The following is a 15,166-nucleotide window of genomic DNA, read 5'->3' as shown; positions in this document are numbered from 1 at the left end:
GGGACGCCTGCACCGCCTACAGAGCCAGCTGCGGGAACCAGATCGCGATCTCGCGGGCGGCGGAGTCGGGTGAGTCGGAGCCGTGGACGAGGTTCTCGCGGTTGGAGAGCGAGAGGTCGCCGCGGATGGTGCCGGGGGCGGCCTTGCGGCCGTCGGTGGCGCCGTTGAGGGCGCGGACGACCTCGATCGCCTCGTCGCCCTCGAGCACCATCGCGACGAGCGGGCCGCTGGTGACGAAGTCGCGCAGCGGCGGGTAGAAGTCGCGCTCGACGTGCTCGGCGTAGTGCTCGTCGGCCTTGGCGGCGTCGATGTGACGCAGCTCCATGGCGACGATCGAGAGCCCCTTGGCCTCGAAGCGGGAGAGGACCTCGCCGACCAGGCCGCGGCGGACGGTGTCGGGCTTGAGGAGGACCAGGGTGCGCTGCGTCATGGCCCGGACCCTACCGAGCGCCCAGCGCCGCGGCGCGCGCGGCCACGTCCGCCGGCACCGGTCCGGTCGCCTCGGGCGCGGGCACCACGGGGTCGGCGACGCGACGGAGCGGCACGTGCCCGCCCCACGTGCCGGCGGCCACGTCCTCGGGCTCGTCGCCGGGGCCGCCGGCGCGGGCCTTCATCGACGCCTCGTGGAGGGGTACGGCGAGCACGGCGGTCGCCGCGAGCTCCTTGCGGGTGCTGGGGCGCAGGGTCGCGGCCCGGCCCGGGACCATCTGGTCGACGACCAGGTCGAGGGCACGCGCGCGCTCGGCCTCGTCCTCGACGAGCCGGGCGGGGCCGATCACGACGGCGGAGCGGTAGTTCATCGAGTGGTTGAACGCCGACCGCGCCGCGACCAGCCCGTCGAGCTCGGTCACGGTCACGCAGACCGTCGAGCCCACCGCGTGCCGCAGCCACACCGACGCCACCGAGCCGTGCACGTAGAGCGAGCCGCCCTCGTCGGGGCCGGCCGGGTCCACGGCGTACGCGCAGGGCAGCACGACCGGGTGGTCCCCCACCACGACGCCGACGTGCGCCACCAGCGCCTCGGCGAGGAAGGCGTGCAGCTGCTCGCGGTCGTCGACCACGCGGTGCTTGCCCCGCTGGACGGTCGTGCGGTCGGTCGGCGACAGGGACGGCAGCGTGGTCACGCGGCCATCCTCCCGTCCGCGGACCCCGCGCGCGAGCCGGTACCCGAGGACGACGGGCGGGGGCTCAGGCTCCCTGGTCGGCGGCGAAGGCGGCGTACGCCTCGGCGCGCTCGCGCTCGATCTTGCGGCCGAGGAAGTCGGCGGTGCCCCACAGCAGCGCGAAGATGCCCCCGAGGACGAACATGAGCGGCACGATGAGGCCGAGGGCGACCGCCGCGACCTGCACGACCCAGCCGGCGGTGTAGGCCCAGGGCTTGCGGAGCATGCCGGCGAGCAGCAGGCACACCAGCATCAGGCCGAGGCCGATGGTCAGCGCCGTGGCGGTGCCGACGTCGGCGACCGTGATCATCACCGGCGTCGTCAGCCCGAGGGCGATCGCCTCCAGACACAGGATCGCCGCGCACATGCCGCGGCGCGGGGAGCGCTGCTCGGGGTTGCTCACTTGGCTCCTCCCAGGAGGGTGCGGGCCTCGCCCACGGTGACGACGGACCCGGTCACCAGCACGGCGCCGGAGCCGAGCGGGCTGCCGACGGCCTCCCCGGCCTCGGCGAGGGCGGCGGCCGCGTCGATCGCGTCGGCCAGCCGCGGCTCGACGCTGACACGGTCGTCGCCGTAGATCCCGCGGGCGACCTCGGCGAGCTGCTCGGCGGGCATGGCACGCGGGGTGCTGTTCTGCGTGACGACGAGGTGGGCGAGGGCCGGCTCGAAGGCGGCCAGCAGACCCTCGGCGTCCTTGTCGGCCATGACGCTGACGACGCCGACCAGCGGCGAGAAGGTGAAGGAGTCCTCGAGCGCCGCGACCGTCGCCTCGGCACCGGCCGGGTTGTGGGCGGCCTCGAGCACGATGCTCGGCGAGCGGCGCACCACCTCGAGCCGGCCCGGCGAGGTCACCTCGGCGAACGCCGCACGCACGAGGTCCTCGTCGAGCGGCTCGCCGGCGTCGCCGCCGGAGAGGAACGCCTCGACGGTCGCGAGCGCGACCGCGGCGTTCTGCGCCTGGTGGGCACCGTGCAGGGGCAGGAAGACGTCGTCGTACCGACCGCGCAGGCCCTGGAGGGAGATCATCTGGCCGCCGACGCCGGGCACCCGGGAGACGACGCCGAACTCCAGGCCCTCGCGGGCCACGGTCGCCCCGACCTCGGCCGCGCGCTCGAGCAGCACGACCGCCGCCTCCTGCGGCTGCTGGGCGAGCACGACCTGGGCGCCGGGCTTGATGATGCCGGCCTTCTCCTGCGCGATCGCCGCGACCGACTCCCCGAGGTAGCGGGCGTGGTCCACCGCGATCGGCGTGACGACCGCGACGGCGCCGTCGGCGACGTTGGTGGCGTCCCACGAGCCGCCCATGCCGACCTCGACGACGGCCACCTCGACCGGGGCGTCGGCGAACGCGGCGTACGCCATGCCGACCACGGTCTCGAAGAACGACAGCGGGTGCGGCTGGTCCTCGTCGACGAGATGGGTGTACGCCGCCACGTCGTTGAACGCGCGGACGAACGCCTCGTCGTCCAGCGGCTCGCCGTCGATGCTGATCCGCTCGTTCATCCGCTCCACGTGCGGGCTGGTGAACCGGCCGGTGCGCAGCTCCAGCGCGCTCAGCAGCGCGTCGACCATCCGCGAGGTGGAGGTCTTGCCGTTGGTGCCGGTCAGGTGGATGACCGGGTAGGAGCGCTGCGGGTCGCCGAGCAGCTCGGTGAAGGCGCGGATTCGGTCCAGCGACGGCTCCAGGCGGGTCTCGGGCCACCGGGAGAGGAGGGCGTCCTCGACCTCGGCGAAGGTCTCGGCGAGGCGGGGGGCGTCGGGCGCGCTGGAGTCGGTCATCGTGCTCCCGAGTGTAGGGAGCCGGGAACGGATGACAGGAGTTGGAACACGTTCTAGGTTGACCGCCATGCGAACCACCGTCGCCGTCGTGAACGGCCCAGGCCAGGACTTCGAGCTGGAGGAGGTCGAGCTGGAGGGGCCCCGCGACGACGAGGTGCTCGTGCGCATCGTCGCCACCGGCCTGTGCCACACCGACGTCACGATGGCCTCGATGCTGCCGGCGGAGATGTACCCGAACGTCTTCGGCCACGAGGGCGCGGGCGTCGTCGAGGCGGTCGGCCCGGACGTCGCCGGGATCGAGGTCGGCGACCACGTGGTGCTGAGCTTCCGCTCCTGCCGCCAGTGCGACCGGTGCCGCGCCGGGGAGGTCGGCTACTGCGACTCCTCGCTGCTGCTCAACTACATGGGCATGCGGATGGACGGCTCCACCGCCTACTCGCGCGAGTCGGGGCCGGTCTTCTCCAACTTCTTCGGCCAGTCCTCCTTCTCCCGCCACGCGCTCGCGTACGCCGACAACTGCGTCGTCGTCGACAAGGAGCTCGACCTGACGCGGGTCGCCCCCTACGGCTGCGGCTTCCAGACCGGCGCCGGCACCGTGCTCAACGTGCTGCGCCCGGGCCCGGCCGACAGCCTGGTCGTCTGGGGCGTCGGCGCCGTCGGCCTCGCGGCGATCGCCGCCGCGGCCACCACCGGCACAGGGACCGTCGTCGCCGTCGACCTGATGGCGAGCCGGCTCGAGCAGGCCGCCGCGCTCGGCGCCCTCACCGTCGACCCGTCCGCGCTCGCGGCCGAGGAGGGTGCGCCGTCGGTCGTGGACCGGGTCAAGGAGCTGACCGGCGGCGGGGCGACGTACGCCATCGACACCACCGCGGTCCCGGCCGTCGTCAAGCAGGCCCAGCAGGCGCTCGGCATCCGCGGCGAGCTGGTGGTGCTCGGCCTCGGCGCGGAGAGCTACGAGCTCGACGCCATCGACATGCTGCAGAACGGCAAGGTCGTCAAGGGCTCGATCGAGGGCGACTCCGACCCCCAGGAGATGGTGCCGCGGCTGATCGCGCTGAACGCGGCCGGCGAGTTCCCCGTCGACGACTGGATCCGCACCTACCCCTTCGAGGAGATCGGCACGGCCGTGCGCGACCTGCACGACGGCACGGTCGTCAAGGCCGTCCTCACCTGGTGACCGGACTGGTGACCGGACCGGTCACCAGCAGGTTCGCGGTGTCCGCGACGGGCCGGTAGCCGATCGCGGCGTAGATCTTGTTCGACGTCGGGTTCGCCTGGTCGGTGAACAGGCACGCCCGGTCCCCCGCCTCGAGCACGCGCCGGGTCACCTGCGCGACGGCGGCGCTCGCGTAGCCGTGCCCGCGGTGCGCGGCCGGGGTGTAGACCGGACCGACCCGGACCACGCCGTACGCCGCCGGGCTGTGCGCCGTCAGGTGCACCACCTCGCCGTCGGGCGACTCCCACAGCCACACCAGCCCCGCCTCGACGCGGCCGGTCATCCCGGCCACGGTCTCGGTCTCCATCGGGTGCTCCCCCGTCCGTCCGCCCTGCTCGGCGGAGTCGACCGCGAAGGCCTCCCACCACCGCACGCACCGGGGCACGTCCTCGAGCCGGGCCGGCCGCAGCCGGCCGGGGGCGTCGTGCGCGACCAGCTCGGCGAGCGACGCGAGCTCCCACAGCCGCAGGTGCTCGTCGACGACCGTGCCGCGGCCCGTGAGCGCCGCGGTCTCCTCGGCGACGACCCGGGCCGCCGGCAGCGCGCCGTTGATCCCGTCGAGGCGGTCGCCGCGCTCGTGCACCGCGCGGGCGAGGGCGCGCGCGGCGGCGTCCGGCATCGGCAGGACGTACGCCGGGTGCGGCTCGAACGGCGCGGTCCGCATCGCCGCCCCCACCACCGCGCCCGCACCGTCGCGCACGACCGCCCACCACCGCGGGAGGTCGGGTGCCGGGTGCCCGGCCGCGTCGTCGTCGGCCGCCCGCCGGGTGACCGTCGCGACCACCGACGTCACGACGGGGTCGGCGGCGAGGTGCTCACCGGCCTCGTCGAGGAACGCCGCCGGGTCGGTGGTGAGCGTGACGGCGTACGCCGTGCCGGGCGAGTCGGGCATGCCACGGAGGGTATGTGCCGGGACGGCCGGAGTGGCAACCGGTTTCCGCAGGTCGGAGCGGTCGAACTAGGCTTCGCCCATGACCGAGACCCCGCAGCAGCAGGCCCCCGACACGCCGAGCGCCCCGCCCGCGCTCGCCGTACCGGACAAGCCCGCGCTCGAGGGGCTCGAGCAGAAGTGGGCCGAGCGCTGGAAGGCCGACCGCACCTACGCGTTCGACCGCACCCAGCCGCGCGAGAACGTCTTCTCCATCGACACCCCTCCGCCGACCGTCAGCGGCAGCCTCCACGTTGGCCACGTCTTCTCCTACACCCACACCGACGTCGTCGCCCGCTTCCAGCGGATGCGCGGCAAGTCGGTCTTCTACCCCATGGGCTGGGACGACAACGGCCTGCCGACCGAGCGCCGCGTGCAGAACTACTTCGGCGTGCGCTGCGACCCGTCGCTGCCCTACGACCCCGAGTTCACCCCGCCGGCCAAGCCCGACCCGAAGAAGCAGGTGCCGATCAGCCGGCCCAACTTCGTCGAGCTGTGCGAGCAGCTGGTGGAGGAGGACGAGCAGGTCTTCGAGTCGCTGTGGCGCACCCTCGGCCTCTCGGTCGACTGGGACCAGCACTACACGACCATCGGCCCCAAGGCGCAGGCCGCCAGCCAGCGCGCGTTCCTGCGCAACTTCGCCCGCGGCGAGGCCTACCTCCAGGAGGCGCCGACCCTCTGGGACGTCACCTTCCAGACCGCGGTCGCCCAGGCCGAGCTCGAGGCGCGGGAGTACGCCGGCGCCTACCACCGCGTCGCCTTCCACCGCCCTGGTGGCGAGCCGGTCCACATCGAGACCACCCGCCCGGAGCTGATCCCGGCCGTGGTCGCGCTGATCGCGCACCCCGACGACGAGCGCTACCAGCCGCTCTTCGGCACCACCGTCACCTCGCCGGTCTTCGGCGTGGAGATCCCCGTCGTCGCCCACCCGGCCGCGGAGATGGACAAGGGCGCCGGCATCGCCATGTGCTGCACCTTCGGCGACCTGACCGACGTCACCTGGTGGCGCGAGCTGCAGCTGCCCGTCCGCACCGTCATCGGTCGCGACGGTCGGCTGCTGCGCGAGACCCCCGAGTGGCTCGCGGCCGCGCCCGCCGCGGCGGCATACGAGCGCCTGGCCGGCAAGACCGCCTTCTCCGCGCGCGAGGAGATGGTCACGCTGCTGCGCGAGACCGGCGACCTCGACGGCGAGCCGAAGCCGACCCAGCGGATGACGAACTTCTTCGAGAAGGGCGACAAGCCGCTCGAGATCGTCGCGACCCGCCAGTGGTACATCCGCAACGGCGGCCGCGACACCGAGCTGCGCGACGAGCTCGTCGCGCGCGGCTCGGACATCACCTGGGTCCCGACCCACATGAAGCACCGCTACGACAACTGGGTCGGCGGCCTCAACGGCGACTGGCTGATCTCGCGCCAGCGCTTCTTCGGCATCCCGTTCCCGGTCTGGTACCCCCTCGACGACCAGGGCGAGCCCGACTACGACCACCCCCTGCTGCCGTCGGAGGCCGAGCTGCCGGTCGACCCGTCGACCGACGCGCCGCGCGGCTACGCCGAGGACCAGCGCGGCCGGGCCGGCGGATTCATCGGCGACCCCGACGTCATGGACACCTGGGCGACCTCCTCCCTCACCCCGCAGATCGCCGGCGGCTGGGAGGACGACCCCGACCTCTTCGAGCGGGTCTTCCCGATGGACCTGGCCACCCAGGCCCACGACATCATCCGCACCTGGCTCTTCTCCCGCGTCGTCCGCGCCCACTTCGAGCACGGCGTCACGCCGTGGAGCCACGCGCTGATCTCCGGTTTCGTGGTCGACCCCGACCGCAAGAAGATGTCGAAGTCCAAGGGCAACGTCGTCGTCCCGACCGAGATCCTCGACAAGTTCGGCGCCGACGCCGTCCGCTGGCGCGCCGCGATGTCGCGCCCGGGCCTGGACTCGCCGTTCGACGAGAGCCAGATGAAGGTCGGTCGCCGGCTGGCGATGAAGGTGCTCAACGCCTCCAAGTTCGTCCTCGGCGGCGTGGGCGCGACCGCGCTCAACCCGTTCGAGGTCGCCGCGCCGGTCGACTGCGCGCTGCTCGGCCGCCTCGCCGAGGTGATCACCAAGGCCACAGACGCGTTCGAGGCCTACGACTACACGACGGCGCTGGAGACGGTCGAGAAGTTCTTCTGGGAGTTCTGCGACGACTACCTCGAGCTGGTCAAGGAGCGGGCGTACGACGAGGACGGCGGCGCCGCGACCGCGTCGGCCAAGGCGACCCTCGCCATCGCGCTGCACAAGCAGCTGCGCCTGATGGCGCCGTTCCTGCCCTACGTGACCGAGGAGGTCTGGTCGTGGTGGCAGGAGGGCTCGGTGCACCACGCGTCGTGGCCCGGCGTGCTCGAGCTCGGCTCCCCCGCCGCCGCTGATCCCGCCACGCTCGACGCCGTGGCCTCGGCCCTCGCGGGCATCCGCGGCGCCAAGTCGCAGGCCAAGGTCTCGATGCGCGCCGAGCTGTCGCGCGTCGAGGTCACTGGGCCCGAGGCGCTCGTCCGCGCCGCGGAGTCCGCCGCCGACGACCTGCGCCGCAGCGGCAAGGTCACCGGCGACCTGGTCTTCACCGTCGACGTGTCCGCGACCGAGATCTCCGTCGCTGCCGAGCTGGCCCCGGTCGCCGAGGGCTGAGCCCCGGCGGCTGCGGCCGCGTCGGTCCTAGCGTCTCGGCGGTCCCGGGCGCCCCTGGCGGGCGGCTGCGGGCCGCCGTCAGGGGGTCGGCGCTAGGCCGTCGGCGTCAGGGGGTCGACGTCAGGGGGTCGGGGCGGACGACGAGCTGGGGGCCGGCTCGATCGGTCGCTCCGCGTCACCGGACGCGGTCGGGCTCGGCGAGCCGGACGGCGTACCGCTCGGCGACGGCTCCTGCGAGGGCTCGTCGCTCGGCGACGGCTGCCCGCTGGGGCCCGGGTCGGGCGTCGGTGAGGGGCCCGAGGTGCTGCCGAGGTCGACGCCCGGCGACTCCTGCTCCGGCTGCCACGTCGGGGGCGGCTCCTCGCCGCCGGAGAGGAACGCGGCCAGGCCCGGGATGGCGCTGACGACGCCCGCGGGCAACGTCGGGGGCACGCCGCCGGGCCGGAGCGTCGGGTCGGCCGGACCGGACGTGCCGGACGTGCCGGCCGCTGTCGGGCTCGCCGAGCTGCTCGGGGTCGGCGCTTCGGTGCCGGCGGGCGGGGCGGCCTCGGGGGCGGCGTCCGGGCCGGCCGGCAGGTCGGGGCTCGAGGCGGAGCCGACGGCCGTCGGGACCTCGACGCGGGGCCGGCCGTCGGCGCCGAGGGACTGCACGGTGACGCCGCCGGCGATCATCGCCACCACGGCGAAGGCGGCGAGCGGGGCTCGGTGCTCAGCGCTCACGGGCGGTTCCTCCTCCCCGCGCATGGATGTCGACGGACACGAGTCTCCCCCACGACCAGTGTGGGCGCACCATCAGCGACGCGTCCATGGCCCGAACGGACCATGACCCGCGGGTAGCCGCACCGGGTCCACCCGGTCGGCCGCCCCGCGGGTCACCGGGTCAGGCGGACTTCTTCTTCTTGGTCTCGACCTCGCGCGGGACCAGCGTCGGCGCGCCCTCGCCGAGCACGACCTCGCCGGTGAGGACGACCCGCGCGACGTCGCCGCGGGAGGGGACGTCGTACATCACCTGGAGGAGGACCTCCTCGATGATGGCGCGCAGGCCGCGGGCACCGGTGCCCCGCTCCAGTGCCTTGTCGGCGATGGCCTCGATGGCGTCGGGGGTGAACTCCAGCTCGACGCCGTCGAGCTCGAAGAGCTTCTGGTACTGCTTGACCAGCGCGTTGCGCGGCTCGGTGAGGATCTGGACCAGCGCCTCCTGGTCGAGCTTGCTGACGCTCGCGATGAGGGGCAGCCGGCCGATGAACTCGGGGATCAGGCCGAACTTCGTGAGGTCCTCGGGGCGCACGTGCTGCAGCAGGTCGTCGGCCTCCCGCTCGACCTGGCCGCGGACGTCGGCGGTGAAGCCGAGCGTCTTCTTGCCCACGCGCTGCTCGATGATGTGCTCGAGCCCGGCGAAAGCACCACCCACCACGAAGAGGATGTTGGTGGTGTCGATCTGGATGAACTCCTGGTGCGGGTGCTTGCGCCCGCCCTGCGGCGGCACCGAGGCGGTGGTGCCCTCGATGATCTTCAGCAGCGCCTGCTGCACGCCCTCGCCGGAGACGTCGCGCGTGATCGAGGGGTTCTCCGCCTTGCGGGCGACCTTGTCGATCTCGTCGATGTAGATGATGCCCGTCTCGGCCTTCTTGACGTCGTAGTCGGCGGCCTGGATGAGCTTGAGGAGGATGTTCTCGACGTCCTCGCCGACGTAGCCGGCCTCGGTCAGCGCCGTCGCGTCCGCGATCGCGAAGGGGACGTTGAGCATCCGCGCGAGGGTCTGGGCGAGGTAGGTCTTGCCGCAGCCGGTCGGTCCGATCACGAGGATGTTGGACTTCGCGACCTCGACGACCTCCTCCTTGCTGTGCTTGCCCGCGACGGGCTGGAGGCCGGCCTGCACCCGCTTGTAGTGGTTGTAGACCGCGACCGCGAGCGACTTCTTCGCCTGCTCCTGGCCGATCACGTAGGAGTTGAGGAACTCGAAGATCTCACGCGGCTTGGGCAGCTCCTCGAGGCTGACCTCGGTGCCCTCGCTGAGCTCCTCCTCGATGATCTCGTTGCACAGGTCGATGCACTCGTCGCAGATGTAGACCCCGGGGCCCGCGATGAGCTTCTTGACCTGCTTCTGGCTCTTTCCGCAGAAGGAACACTTCAGCAGGTCACCACCGTCACCGATTCGCGCCACGGCCGGTCATCCTCCTCAACAGTGCTGAAACTCAGGAGACGGTACCCCGCGCCGGCCCCGCGAGGGGGCCGACACGGGGGACGCGTCAGGACGTGGTGAGAGCCGGGGTCGCCTTGCGCGACTCGACCACGGTGTCGATCAGGCCGTACTCGAGGGCCTGGTCGGCGGTGAGGATCTTGTCGCGCTCGATGTCGCGGCTGACCTGCTCGAGGTCCTTGCCGGAGTGCGTGCTGATCATCTTCTCGAGCAGCTCGCGCATCCGCAGGATCTCGTTGGCCTGGATCTCGATGTCCGAGGTCTGGCCGAAGGTGCCCTCGGTGTAGGGCTGGTGGATCAGGATGCGGCTGTTGGGCAGCGCCAGGCGCTTGCCCTGGGTGCCGGCGGCGAGCAGGATCGCTGCCGCCGAGGCGGCCTGGCCGATGCACACCGTCTGCACGTCGGGCTTGATGAAGTTCATCGTGTCGTAGATCGCCGTCAGCGCGGTGAAGGAGCCACCGGGGCTGTTGATGTAGATCTGCACGTCCTGGTCGGGGTTCATCGACTCCAGGCACATCAGCTGGGCGATGACCGCGTTGGCGACGTCGTCGGAGATCGGCGTGCCGAGGTAGATGATGCGGTCCTCGAAGAGCTTCGCGTAGGGGTCGATGCGACGGAAGCCGTAGGAGGTGCGCTCTTCCCACTGCGGGATGTAGTAGTTCATGCGTTCAGTCCTTCTGGTGGGCCGGGCGGCCCTCGTCGGCGGCGTCGCGGGCGGACTTCACGACCTGGTCGACCAGGCCGTACTCCATCGCCTGCTGGGCGGTGAACCAGCGGTCGCGGTCGGCGTCGGCCTCGACCTGCTCGCGGGACTGGCCCGTGTGCTCGGCGATGAGGTCGAGCAGCACCTGCTTGATGTGCAGCGACTGCTGGGCCTGGATCTTGATGTCGGAGGCGGAGCCGCCCATGCCCGAGGAGGGCTGGTGCATCATGATCCGCGCGTGCGGCAGGGCGTAGCGCTTGCCCTTGGTGCCGGCGCACAGCAGGAACTGGCCCATGGAGGCGGCGAGGCCCATGCCGACGGTCGCGACGTCGTTGGGGATGTAGTTCATCGTGTCGTAGATCGCCATGCCGGCGTCCACGGAACCACCCGGGCTGTTGATGTGCAGGAAGATGTCGGCCTCGGGGTCCTCCGCCGACAGCAGCAGCAGCTGGGCGCAGATCGCGTTGGCGTTCTGGTCGCGGACCTCCGAGCCGAGGAACACGATCCGCTCGCGCAGCAGGCGCTGGTAGATGTGGTCGTCGAGGACGTTCAGGCCTGCGCCACCGTTCATCTCAGGGGCGCCGGAGAGGCTGGGGTTCTGGGTCACGTCGTCGACCCTAGCCCGCGGCACCGACACTTCCACGGGTTGTCCCCCGCTGTTCGCCGACAGCGGATTTCGCACCACCCACAGGCGTTCGTCAGCGTTCGCCGCCGCTGGGCAGCGCCCGCCCCGCCTCGACGTACGCCGCGTCGACGAGCGGCCCGAGGGCGGGGTCGGAGACCGCCGCCACGAGCTGCGCCGCCGGGATCCGGACGTCCTGGTCGGTGCGGTGGGTGATCGCCAGCCGCCAGCCCTCGGCGTAGCGCTGGACCACGCGGTAGCGACCCTCCTGGTAGAGCACCTGGATCCCGGCGTGCACCTCGGAGCCGTCCGCCAGGACCGTCCGGGTGCAGTGCCGCAGGTCGGCGCCACGCCGCGGGCCGACCACCCCGACCAGCCGCGCGGGCGGCGGCCGCCCGTCGCAGTAGGCGCCCCACCGGTCCTCGCCCGGGCAGCGCCCGACGACCAGGTCGCCGTAGACGTCCGCGCCGCGGAAGTCGATCTCGGCGGTCACGCGCCGGTGCCCCGGGCAGGTGGGGTAGCGCCGGCTCCGCGGGTCGACGTACACCCCCTCCAGCTCGAGGTCGACGTGGGGCGCGGTGACCGCCGCCAGCGCCCGGGAGGTGACCGGCACCAGCTCGCCGGTCAGTCGGGGACCCGCGGGACCCCGCCGACCCGGCGGGTCGTCGTCGCACCCGGCGAGCCCGCCCGCGGCACCGGCGAGCACGAGCGCGGCGGCCGCCACCAGGACCCGGCGCGCGCTCACGCCTCGGCTGCCGCCTTGAGCAGCGCGACGGTGCGGGCCATGCCCTGCTCGAGCTCGTCGGCGTGGCCGGCGGAGCCGCCGAGCGCGAGCGGCGCGAAGACCTTGCTCACCACGGTGAGCCGGCGCGGCACCGGCCGGCGGTGCACCACGCGGGTCGAGCGACCCTCGGGCCCGTCCGGCGCGACCTCCCAGACCCAGCGGGCACCGCTGGAGGTGGTCAGCCACGCCACGGTGCTGCCCGGGACGAGCTCGTCCACGACGTTGCGGGTCGGCCACACGGCCGGGCCGCGGCGGTTGATGCCGAGGTACCACTGGCCCACGCGCAGCCCGCCCGGCTTGAGCGGCACCATCCGCACCAGCTCGGGGCTCCACGCGGGCATCCGGGCCAGGTCGGTCAGCAGCTCCCAGACCGCGGCGGGCGGTGCGTCGACGACGGTCTCGGCGCGCAGCTCCCGGTCGGGCGAGGTGGAGGTGGCGGTCACGGCAGCCATCGTTCCATGGCGCGGTGGACCTCGGGGTGGTTCAGCAGGCCGAAGTGGTCGGTGCGCCCCACGTGCAGCACCTCCGCGCCGGGGAAGAGCGTGCGCCCGCCGCGGTCGCGGCCGTACGCCGACCGCGGCCGCACCAGGAGGTCGCCCACCACGTCGCCGACCGGGTGCCGCTGCGACCGGGTCAGCGTCGCCGCCACCAGCCGGTAGCGGGCGTGCGGCAGCGGGGGCACGTCGTGAGCCAGGCCGGCGACCAGGTCGTGCACGCCGACCGAGCGCCAGTCGAGGATGCGGCCGAACGCAGCCGTCTCCGGGAGCCGGCCGAGACCCCGGCTGCCGTGCCCGATCCCCCACGCGATCGGCGCGCCGAGGTGCGGCGTGCCGAGCGTGACGACCTCGCGGACCAGGTCGGTCCAGGGCCGCTCCGCCTCGGTGGCGACCGCGCCGGCGGCGCGCACCACGAGGCCGCCGAGCGAGTGCCCAACCAGCGCGAGCTGCTCGACCTCCACCGGCCAGCCGTCGACGAGGCGCTGCATCAGGGCGGCCAGGGCGACGCCGTTCTCCCGCAGGCCCAGCCCGGTGTTGGCGCGGAGGAAGACCGGCGTCCACCCACGGCCGGCCAGCGCCTCGCCGTACGTCGTGCCGGTGCGCTCGCGCCAGCGGTCCCAGTACGACTCGTTCTCGCACAGGCCGTGGAGGAACACCACGACCTTGCCGGTGGCGGCAGGGAACGCCTCCGCCAGCCCGTCCAGGGGTACGTCGCGCCCGCCGCTGCGCACGGCCATCGGGATCGCCATCTGCGGGCGCTCGCGCAACAGCCGGTCCCCGATCAGGCCGTTGACCGCGGAGCTGACGAACCGCCCACGCGGGCCGTCCTCCAGGCGCGGGCCCACCCCGGTCGCCGCGACCGCGTCCAGGCCGACCGAGGCGGCACGCAGGCCGGCCGAGACGCCGGCGTACACCGCGCCGGCGATGCCGCGGTGCAGCCGCTCGGGGACGCTCGCCGCGCCGCCGGTCGCCGGCCGCGCCACCGCGTGCACCCGGTCGGCCCAGGCGACGTGGGTGTCGCGCACGCTGCGCACGACCAGCTCGTCGGCGACCTCGCTCAGCAGCGAGAGCGCGTCGAGGTAGGTCGGGCCCGGCGCGCCGGGCGGCGACGAAACGGTCATGGGACGACGATACCCGCCTGAGTGCACACATGTGCACCCAAGCGGGTATCGGAGCGTCGGGGGTCAGTCCTCCTTGGAGGACTCCTCCTCGGCGGGGGCCTCGTCCTCGGTGGTCTCCGCGACGGCCGGCTCGTCGCCGGTCTCCTCGGTGACCTCCATGATCGTGCCGTCGGGCTGCAGGTTCTTCAGCTCGACCACGTTGCCCGAGGCGTCCTTGACGACGGCCGTCTCGACGATCGTCGCCAGGGCCTTCCCGCGCAGGATCTCCTGCACGAGGTCCGGGATGTGGTTGTGCTCGAACATGTGGTTGGCGAACTCCTGCGGGTTCTGCCCGGACTGCTGGGCGCGCCGCACGAGGTGCTGGGAGAGCTCCTGCTGGTCGACGCCGAGCTCCTCCTTCTTGGCGATCTCGTCGAGGAGGAACTGCGCGGCGACGGCGTCACGGACGCGGCGGTCGAGGTCGGCCTCGAACTCCTCCTGCGTCTGGCCCTCGTCCTCGAGGTACTTCTCCATCGTGATGCCAGCGAACGCGAGCTGCTGCTCGATGTTCTGGCGGCGCGCGTTGAGCTCGTCGGTGACGATGCCCTCGGGCAGCGGCACCTCGACCTTCTCCAGGAGCGCCTCGAGGACGGCGTCGCGGGCCTCGGCGGCCTGCTCGAGGCGCTTCCCGCGGCCGAGGCGCTCGCGCACGTCGGCGGTCAGCTCGTCGATCGTGTCGAACTCCGAGGCGAGCTGGGCGAACTCGTCGTCGTACTCCGGCAGCTCCTGCTCCTGGACCTGCGTGACCTTGACCTGGACCTCGACCTCCTGGCCGACCAGGTCGCCACCGACGAGCTGGGTGGTGAAGGTCTTCTCCTCGCCGGCGGCCATGCCGGTGAGCGCCTCGTCGAGACCGTCGATCATGCCGCCGCGGCCGACCTGGTAGCTCATGCCGCTGACCTCGGCGCCGTCGACGACCTCGCCGTCCTTGGTGGCGACCAGGTCGAGCACGACGAAGTCGTCCTCGGCCGCGGCGCGCTCGACGTCGGAGAGGGTCGCGAAGCGCTCGCGCAGGGCCTTGACCTGCTCCTCGACGTCCTCGTCGGAGACCTCGACGTCGTCCACGGAGGCCTCGAGACCCTCGTAGGAGGGGAGGTCGATCTGCGGACGGATGTCGACCTCGGCGGTGAACTCGAGGACCTCGTTGTCCTCGAACTTCGTGACCTCGATCTCCGGCTGGGCCAGCGGGCTCAGCGAGTTCTCCTCCAGCGCCGCGACGTACTGCTTGGGCAGCACGTCGTTGATCGCCTCGTCGAGGACGGCCCCGCGCCCGACCTGGCGGTCGATGACCATCGGGGGGACCTTGCCGCGGCGGAAGCCGGGGACGTTGATCTGCTGGGCGATCTTCTTGTACGCCGCGTCGAGGCTCGGCTTGAGCTCCTCGAAGGGCACCTCGACGGTCAGCTTGGCCCGGGTCGGGCTCAAGGTCTCGACGGCGCTCTTCACAGGTTG

15 protein-coding genes are annotated in these 15,166 nt (G+C 72.9%); 2 read left to right on the top strand and 13 right to left on the bottom strand.

What is annotated here, in order from left to right; translation table 11 throughout:
• Window positions 1-16 precede the first annotated feature (16 nt).
• The 4 genes from ndk to folC all read right to left on the bottom strand — a co-directional run bounded on the left by ndk (window position 17) and on the right by folC (window position 2,942).
• A complete protein-coding gene (gene ndk / locus QWY29_RS03875) occupies window positions 17-430 on the bottom strand; it encodes a nucleoside-diphosphate kinase (RefSeq protein ID WP_166189426.1) in 414 nt (137 codons plus the stop codon).
• A 10-nt stretch (window positions 431-440) separates the two neighbouring features.
• Window positions 441-1,124 carry a pyridoxamine 5'-phosphate oxidase family protein gene (locus QWY29_RS03870; RefSeq protein WP_300959331.1) on the bottom strand — a complete coding sequence of 228 codons (684 nt, stop codon included), beginning with the start codon at window positions 1,122-1,124 and terminating at the stop codon, window positions 441-443.
• A 64-nt stretch (window positions 1,125-1,188) separates the two neighbouring features.
• Complete coding sequence (locus QWY29_RS03865; protein WP_300959330.1) at window positions 1,189-1,566, bottom strand: DUF4233 domain-containing protein; 378 nt, start codon at window positions 1,564-1,566, stop codon at window positions 1,189-1,191.
• Complete coding sequence (gene folC / locus QWY29_RS03860; protein WP_300959329.1) at window positions 1,563-2,942, bottom strand: bifunctional tetrahydrofolate synthase/dihydrofolate synthase; 1,380 nt, start codon at window positions 2,940-2,942, stop codon at window positions 1,563-1,565. Before folC ends, QWY29_RS03865 begins: the two co-directional genes overlap by 4 nt.
• Before the next feature lie 67 nt (window positions 2,943-3,009).
• Between folC and QWY29_RS03855 the strand changes: the two genes are divergently transcribed.
• A complete protein-coding gene (locus tag QWY29_RS03855; protein WP_300959328.1) occupies window positions 3,010-4,119 on the top strand; it encodes an NAD(P)-dependent alcohol dehydrogenase in 1,110 nt (369 codons plus the stop codon).
• Here the strand turns inward: QWY29_RS03855 and QWY29_RS03850 are convergent.
• Window positions 4,109-5,050 (bottom strand): GNAT family N-acetyltransferase, encoded by a 942-nt coding sequence (locus QWY29_RS03850; protein ID WP_300959327.1) that lies wholly within the window; start codon window positions 5,048-5,050, stop codon window positions 4,109-4,111. The genes QWY29_RS03855 and QWY29_RS03850 overlap by 11 nt on opposite strands.
• 79 nt (window positions 5,051-5,129) lie before the next feature.
• On the opposite strand from QWY29_RS03850, the gene valS reads away from it, so the two are divergent.
• Window positions 5,130-7,748 carry a valine--tRNA ligase gene (gene valS, locus QWY29_RS03845; RefSeq protein WP_300959326.1) on the top strand — a complete coding sequence of 873 codons (2,619 nt, stop codon included), beginning with the start codon at window positions 5,130-5,132 and terminating at the stop codon, window positions 7,746-7,748.
• Window positions 7,749-7,868: 120 nt separating this feature from the next.
• On the opposite strand, the gene QWY29_RS03840 is transcribed toward valS, so the two are convergent.
• From QWY29_RS03840 to tig, 8 genes are all read right to left on the bottom strand, one after another.
• The gene (locus tag QWY29_RS03840; RefSeq protein WP_300959325.1) at window positions 7,869-8,468 is read right to left on the bottom strand and encodes a hypothetical protein; all 600 of its coding nucleotides are present in this window, start codon (window positions 8,466-8,468) and stop codon (window positions 7,869-7,871) included.
• A 160-nt stretch (window positions 8,469-8,628) separates the two neighbouring features.
• The gene (clpX, locus tag QWY29_RS03835; RefSeq protein WP_300959324.1) at window positions 8,629-9,912 is read right to left on the bottom strand and encodes an ATP-dependent Clp protease ATP-binding subunit ClpX; all 1,284 of its coding nucleotides are present in this window, start codon (window positions 9,910-9,912) and stop codon (window positions 8,629-8,631) included.
• 85 nt (window positions 9,913-9,997) lie between these two features.
• On the bottom strand, window positions 9,998-10,612 hold the full coding sequence (locus tag QWY29_RS03830; RefSeq protein ID WP_300959323.1) for an ATP-dependent Clp protease proteolytic subunit: 615 nt from the start codon (window positions 10,610-10,612) through the stop codon (window positions 9,998-10,000).
• A 4-nt stretch (window positions 10,613-10,616) separates the two neighbouring features.
• Window positions 10,617-11,222 carry an ATP-dependent Clp protease proteolytic subunit gene (locus QWY29_RS03825; protein WP_154616936.1) on the bottom strand — a complete coding sequence of 202 codons (606 nt, stop codon included), beginning with the start codon at window positions 11,220-11,222 and terminating at the stop codon, window positions 10,617-10,619.
• Between the two features lie 127 nt (window positions 11,223-11,349).
• Window positions 11,350-12,018 (bottom strand): hypothetical protein, encoded by a 669-nt coding sequence (locus QWY29_RS03820; RefSeq protein WP_300959322.1) that lies wholly within the window; start codon window positions 12,016-12,018, stop codon window positions 11,350-11,352.
• Complete coding sequence (locus tag QWY29_RS03815; protein WP_300959321.1) at window positions 12,015-12,500, bottom strand: SRPBCC family protein; 486 nt, start codon at window positions 12,498-12,500, stop codon at window positions 12,015-12,017. Before QWY29_RS03815 ends, QWY29_RS03820 begins: the two co-directional genes overlap by 4 nt.
• Window positions 12,497-13,675, bottom strand: coding sequence for a lipase family alpha/beta hydrolase (locus QWY29_RS03810; protein WP_300959320.1), 1,179 nt, complete (start codon window positions 13,673-13,675; stop codon window positions 12,497-12,499). Before QWY29_RS03810 ends, QWY29_RS03815 begins: the two co-directional genes overlap by 4 nt.
• 63 nt (window positions 13,676-13,738) lie before the next feature.
• Window positions 13,739-15,160 (bottom strand): trigger factor, encoded by a 1,422-nt coding sequence (gene tig / locus QWY29_RS03805; protein WP_300959319.1) that lies wholly within the window; start codon window positions 15,158-15,160, stop codon window positions 13,739-13,741.
• Window positions 15,161-15,166 lie beyond the last annotated feature (6 nt).

This window comes from Nocardioides abyssi, assembly GCF_030412915.1.
In the GTDB taxonomy this organism is placed as follows: domain Bacteria; phylum Actinomycetota; class Actinomycetes; order Propionibacteriales; family Nocardioidaceae; genus Nocardioides; species Nocardioides abyssi.
The sequence above is the reverse complement of the archived record's forward strand: the minus strand, read 5'-3'. Positions and strand labels throughout refer to the sequence as shown.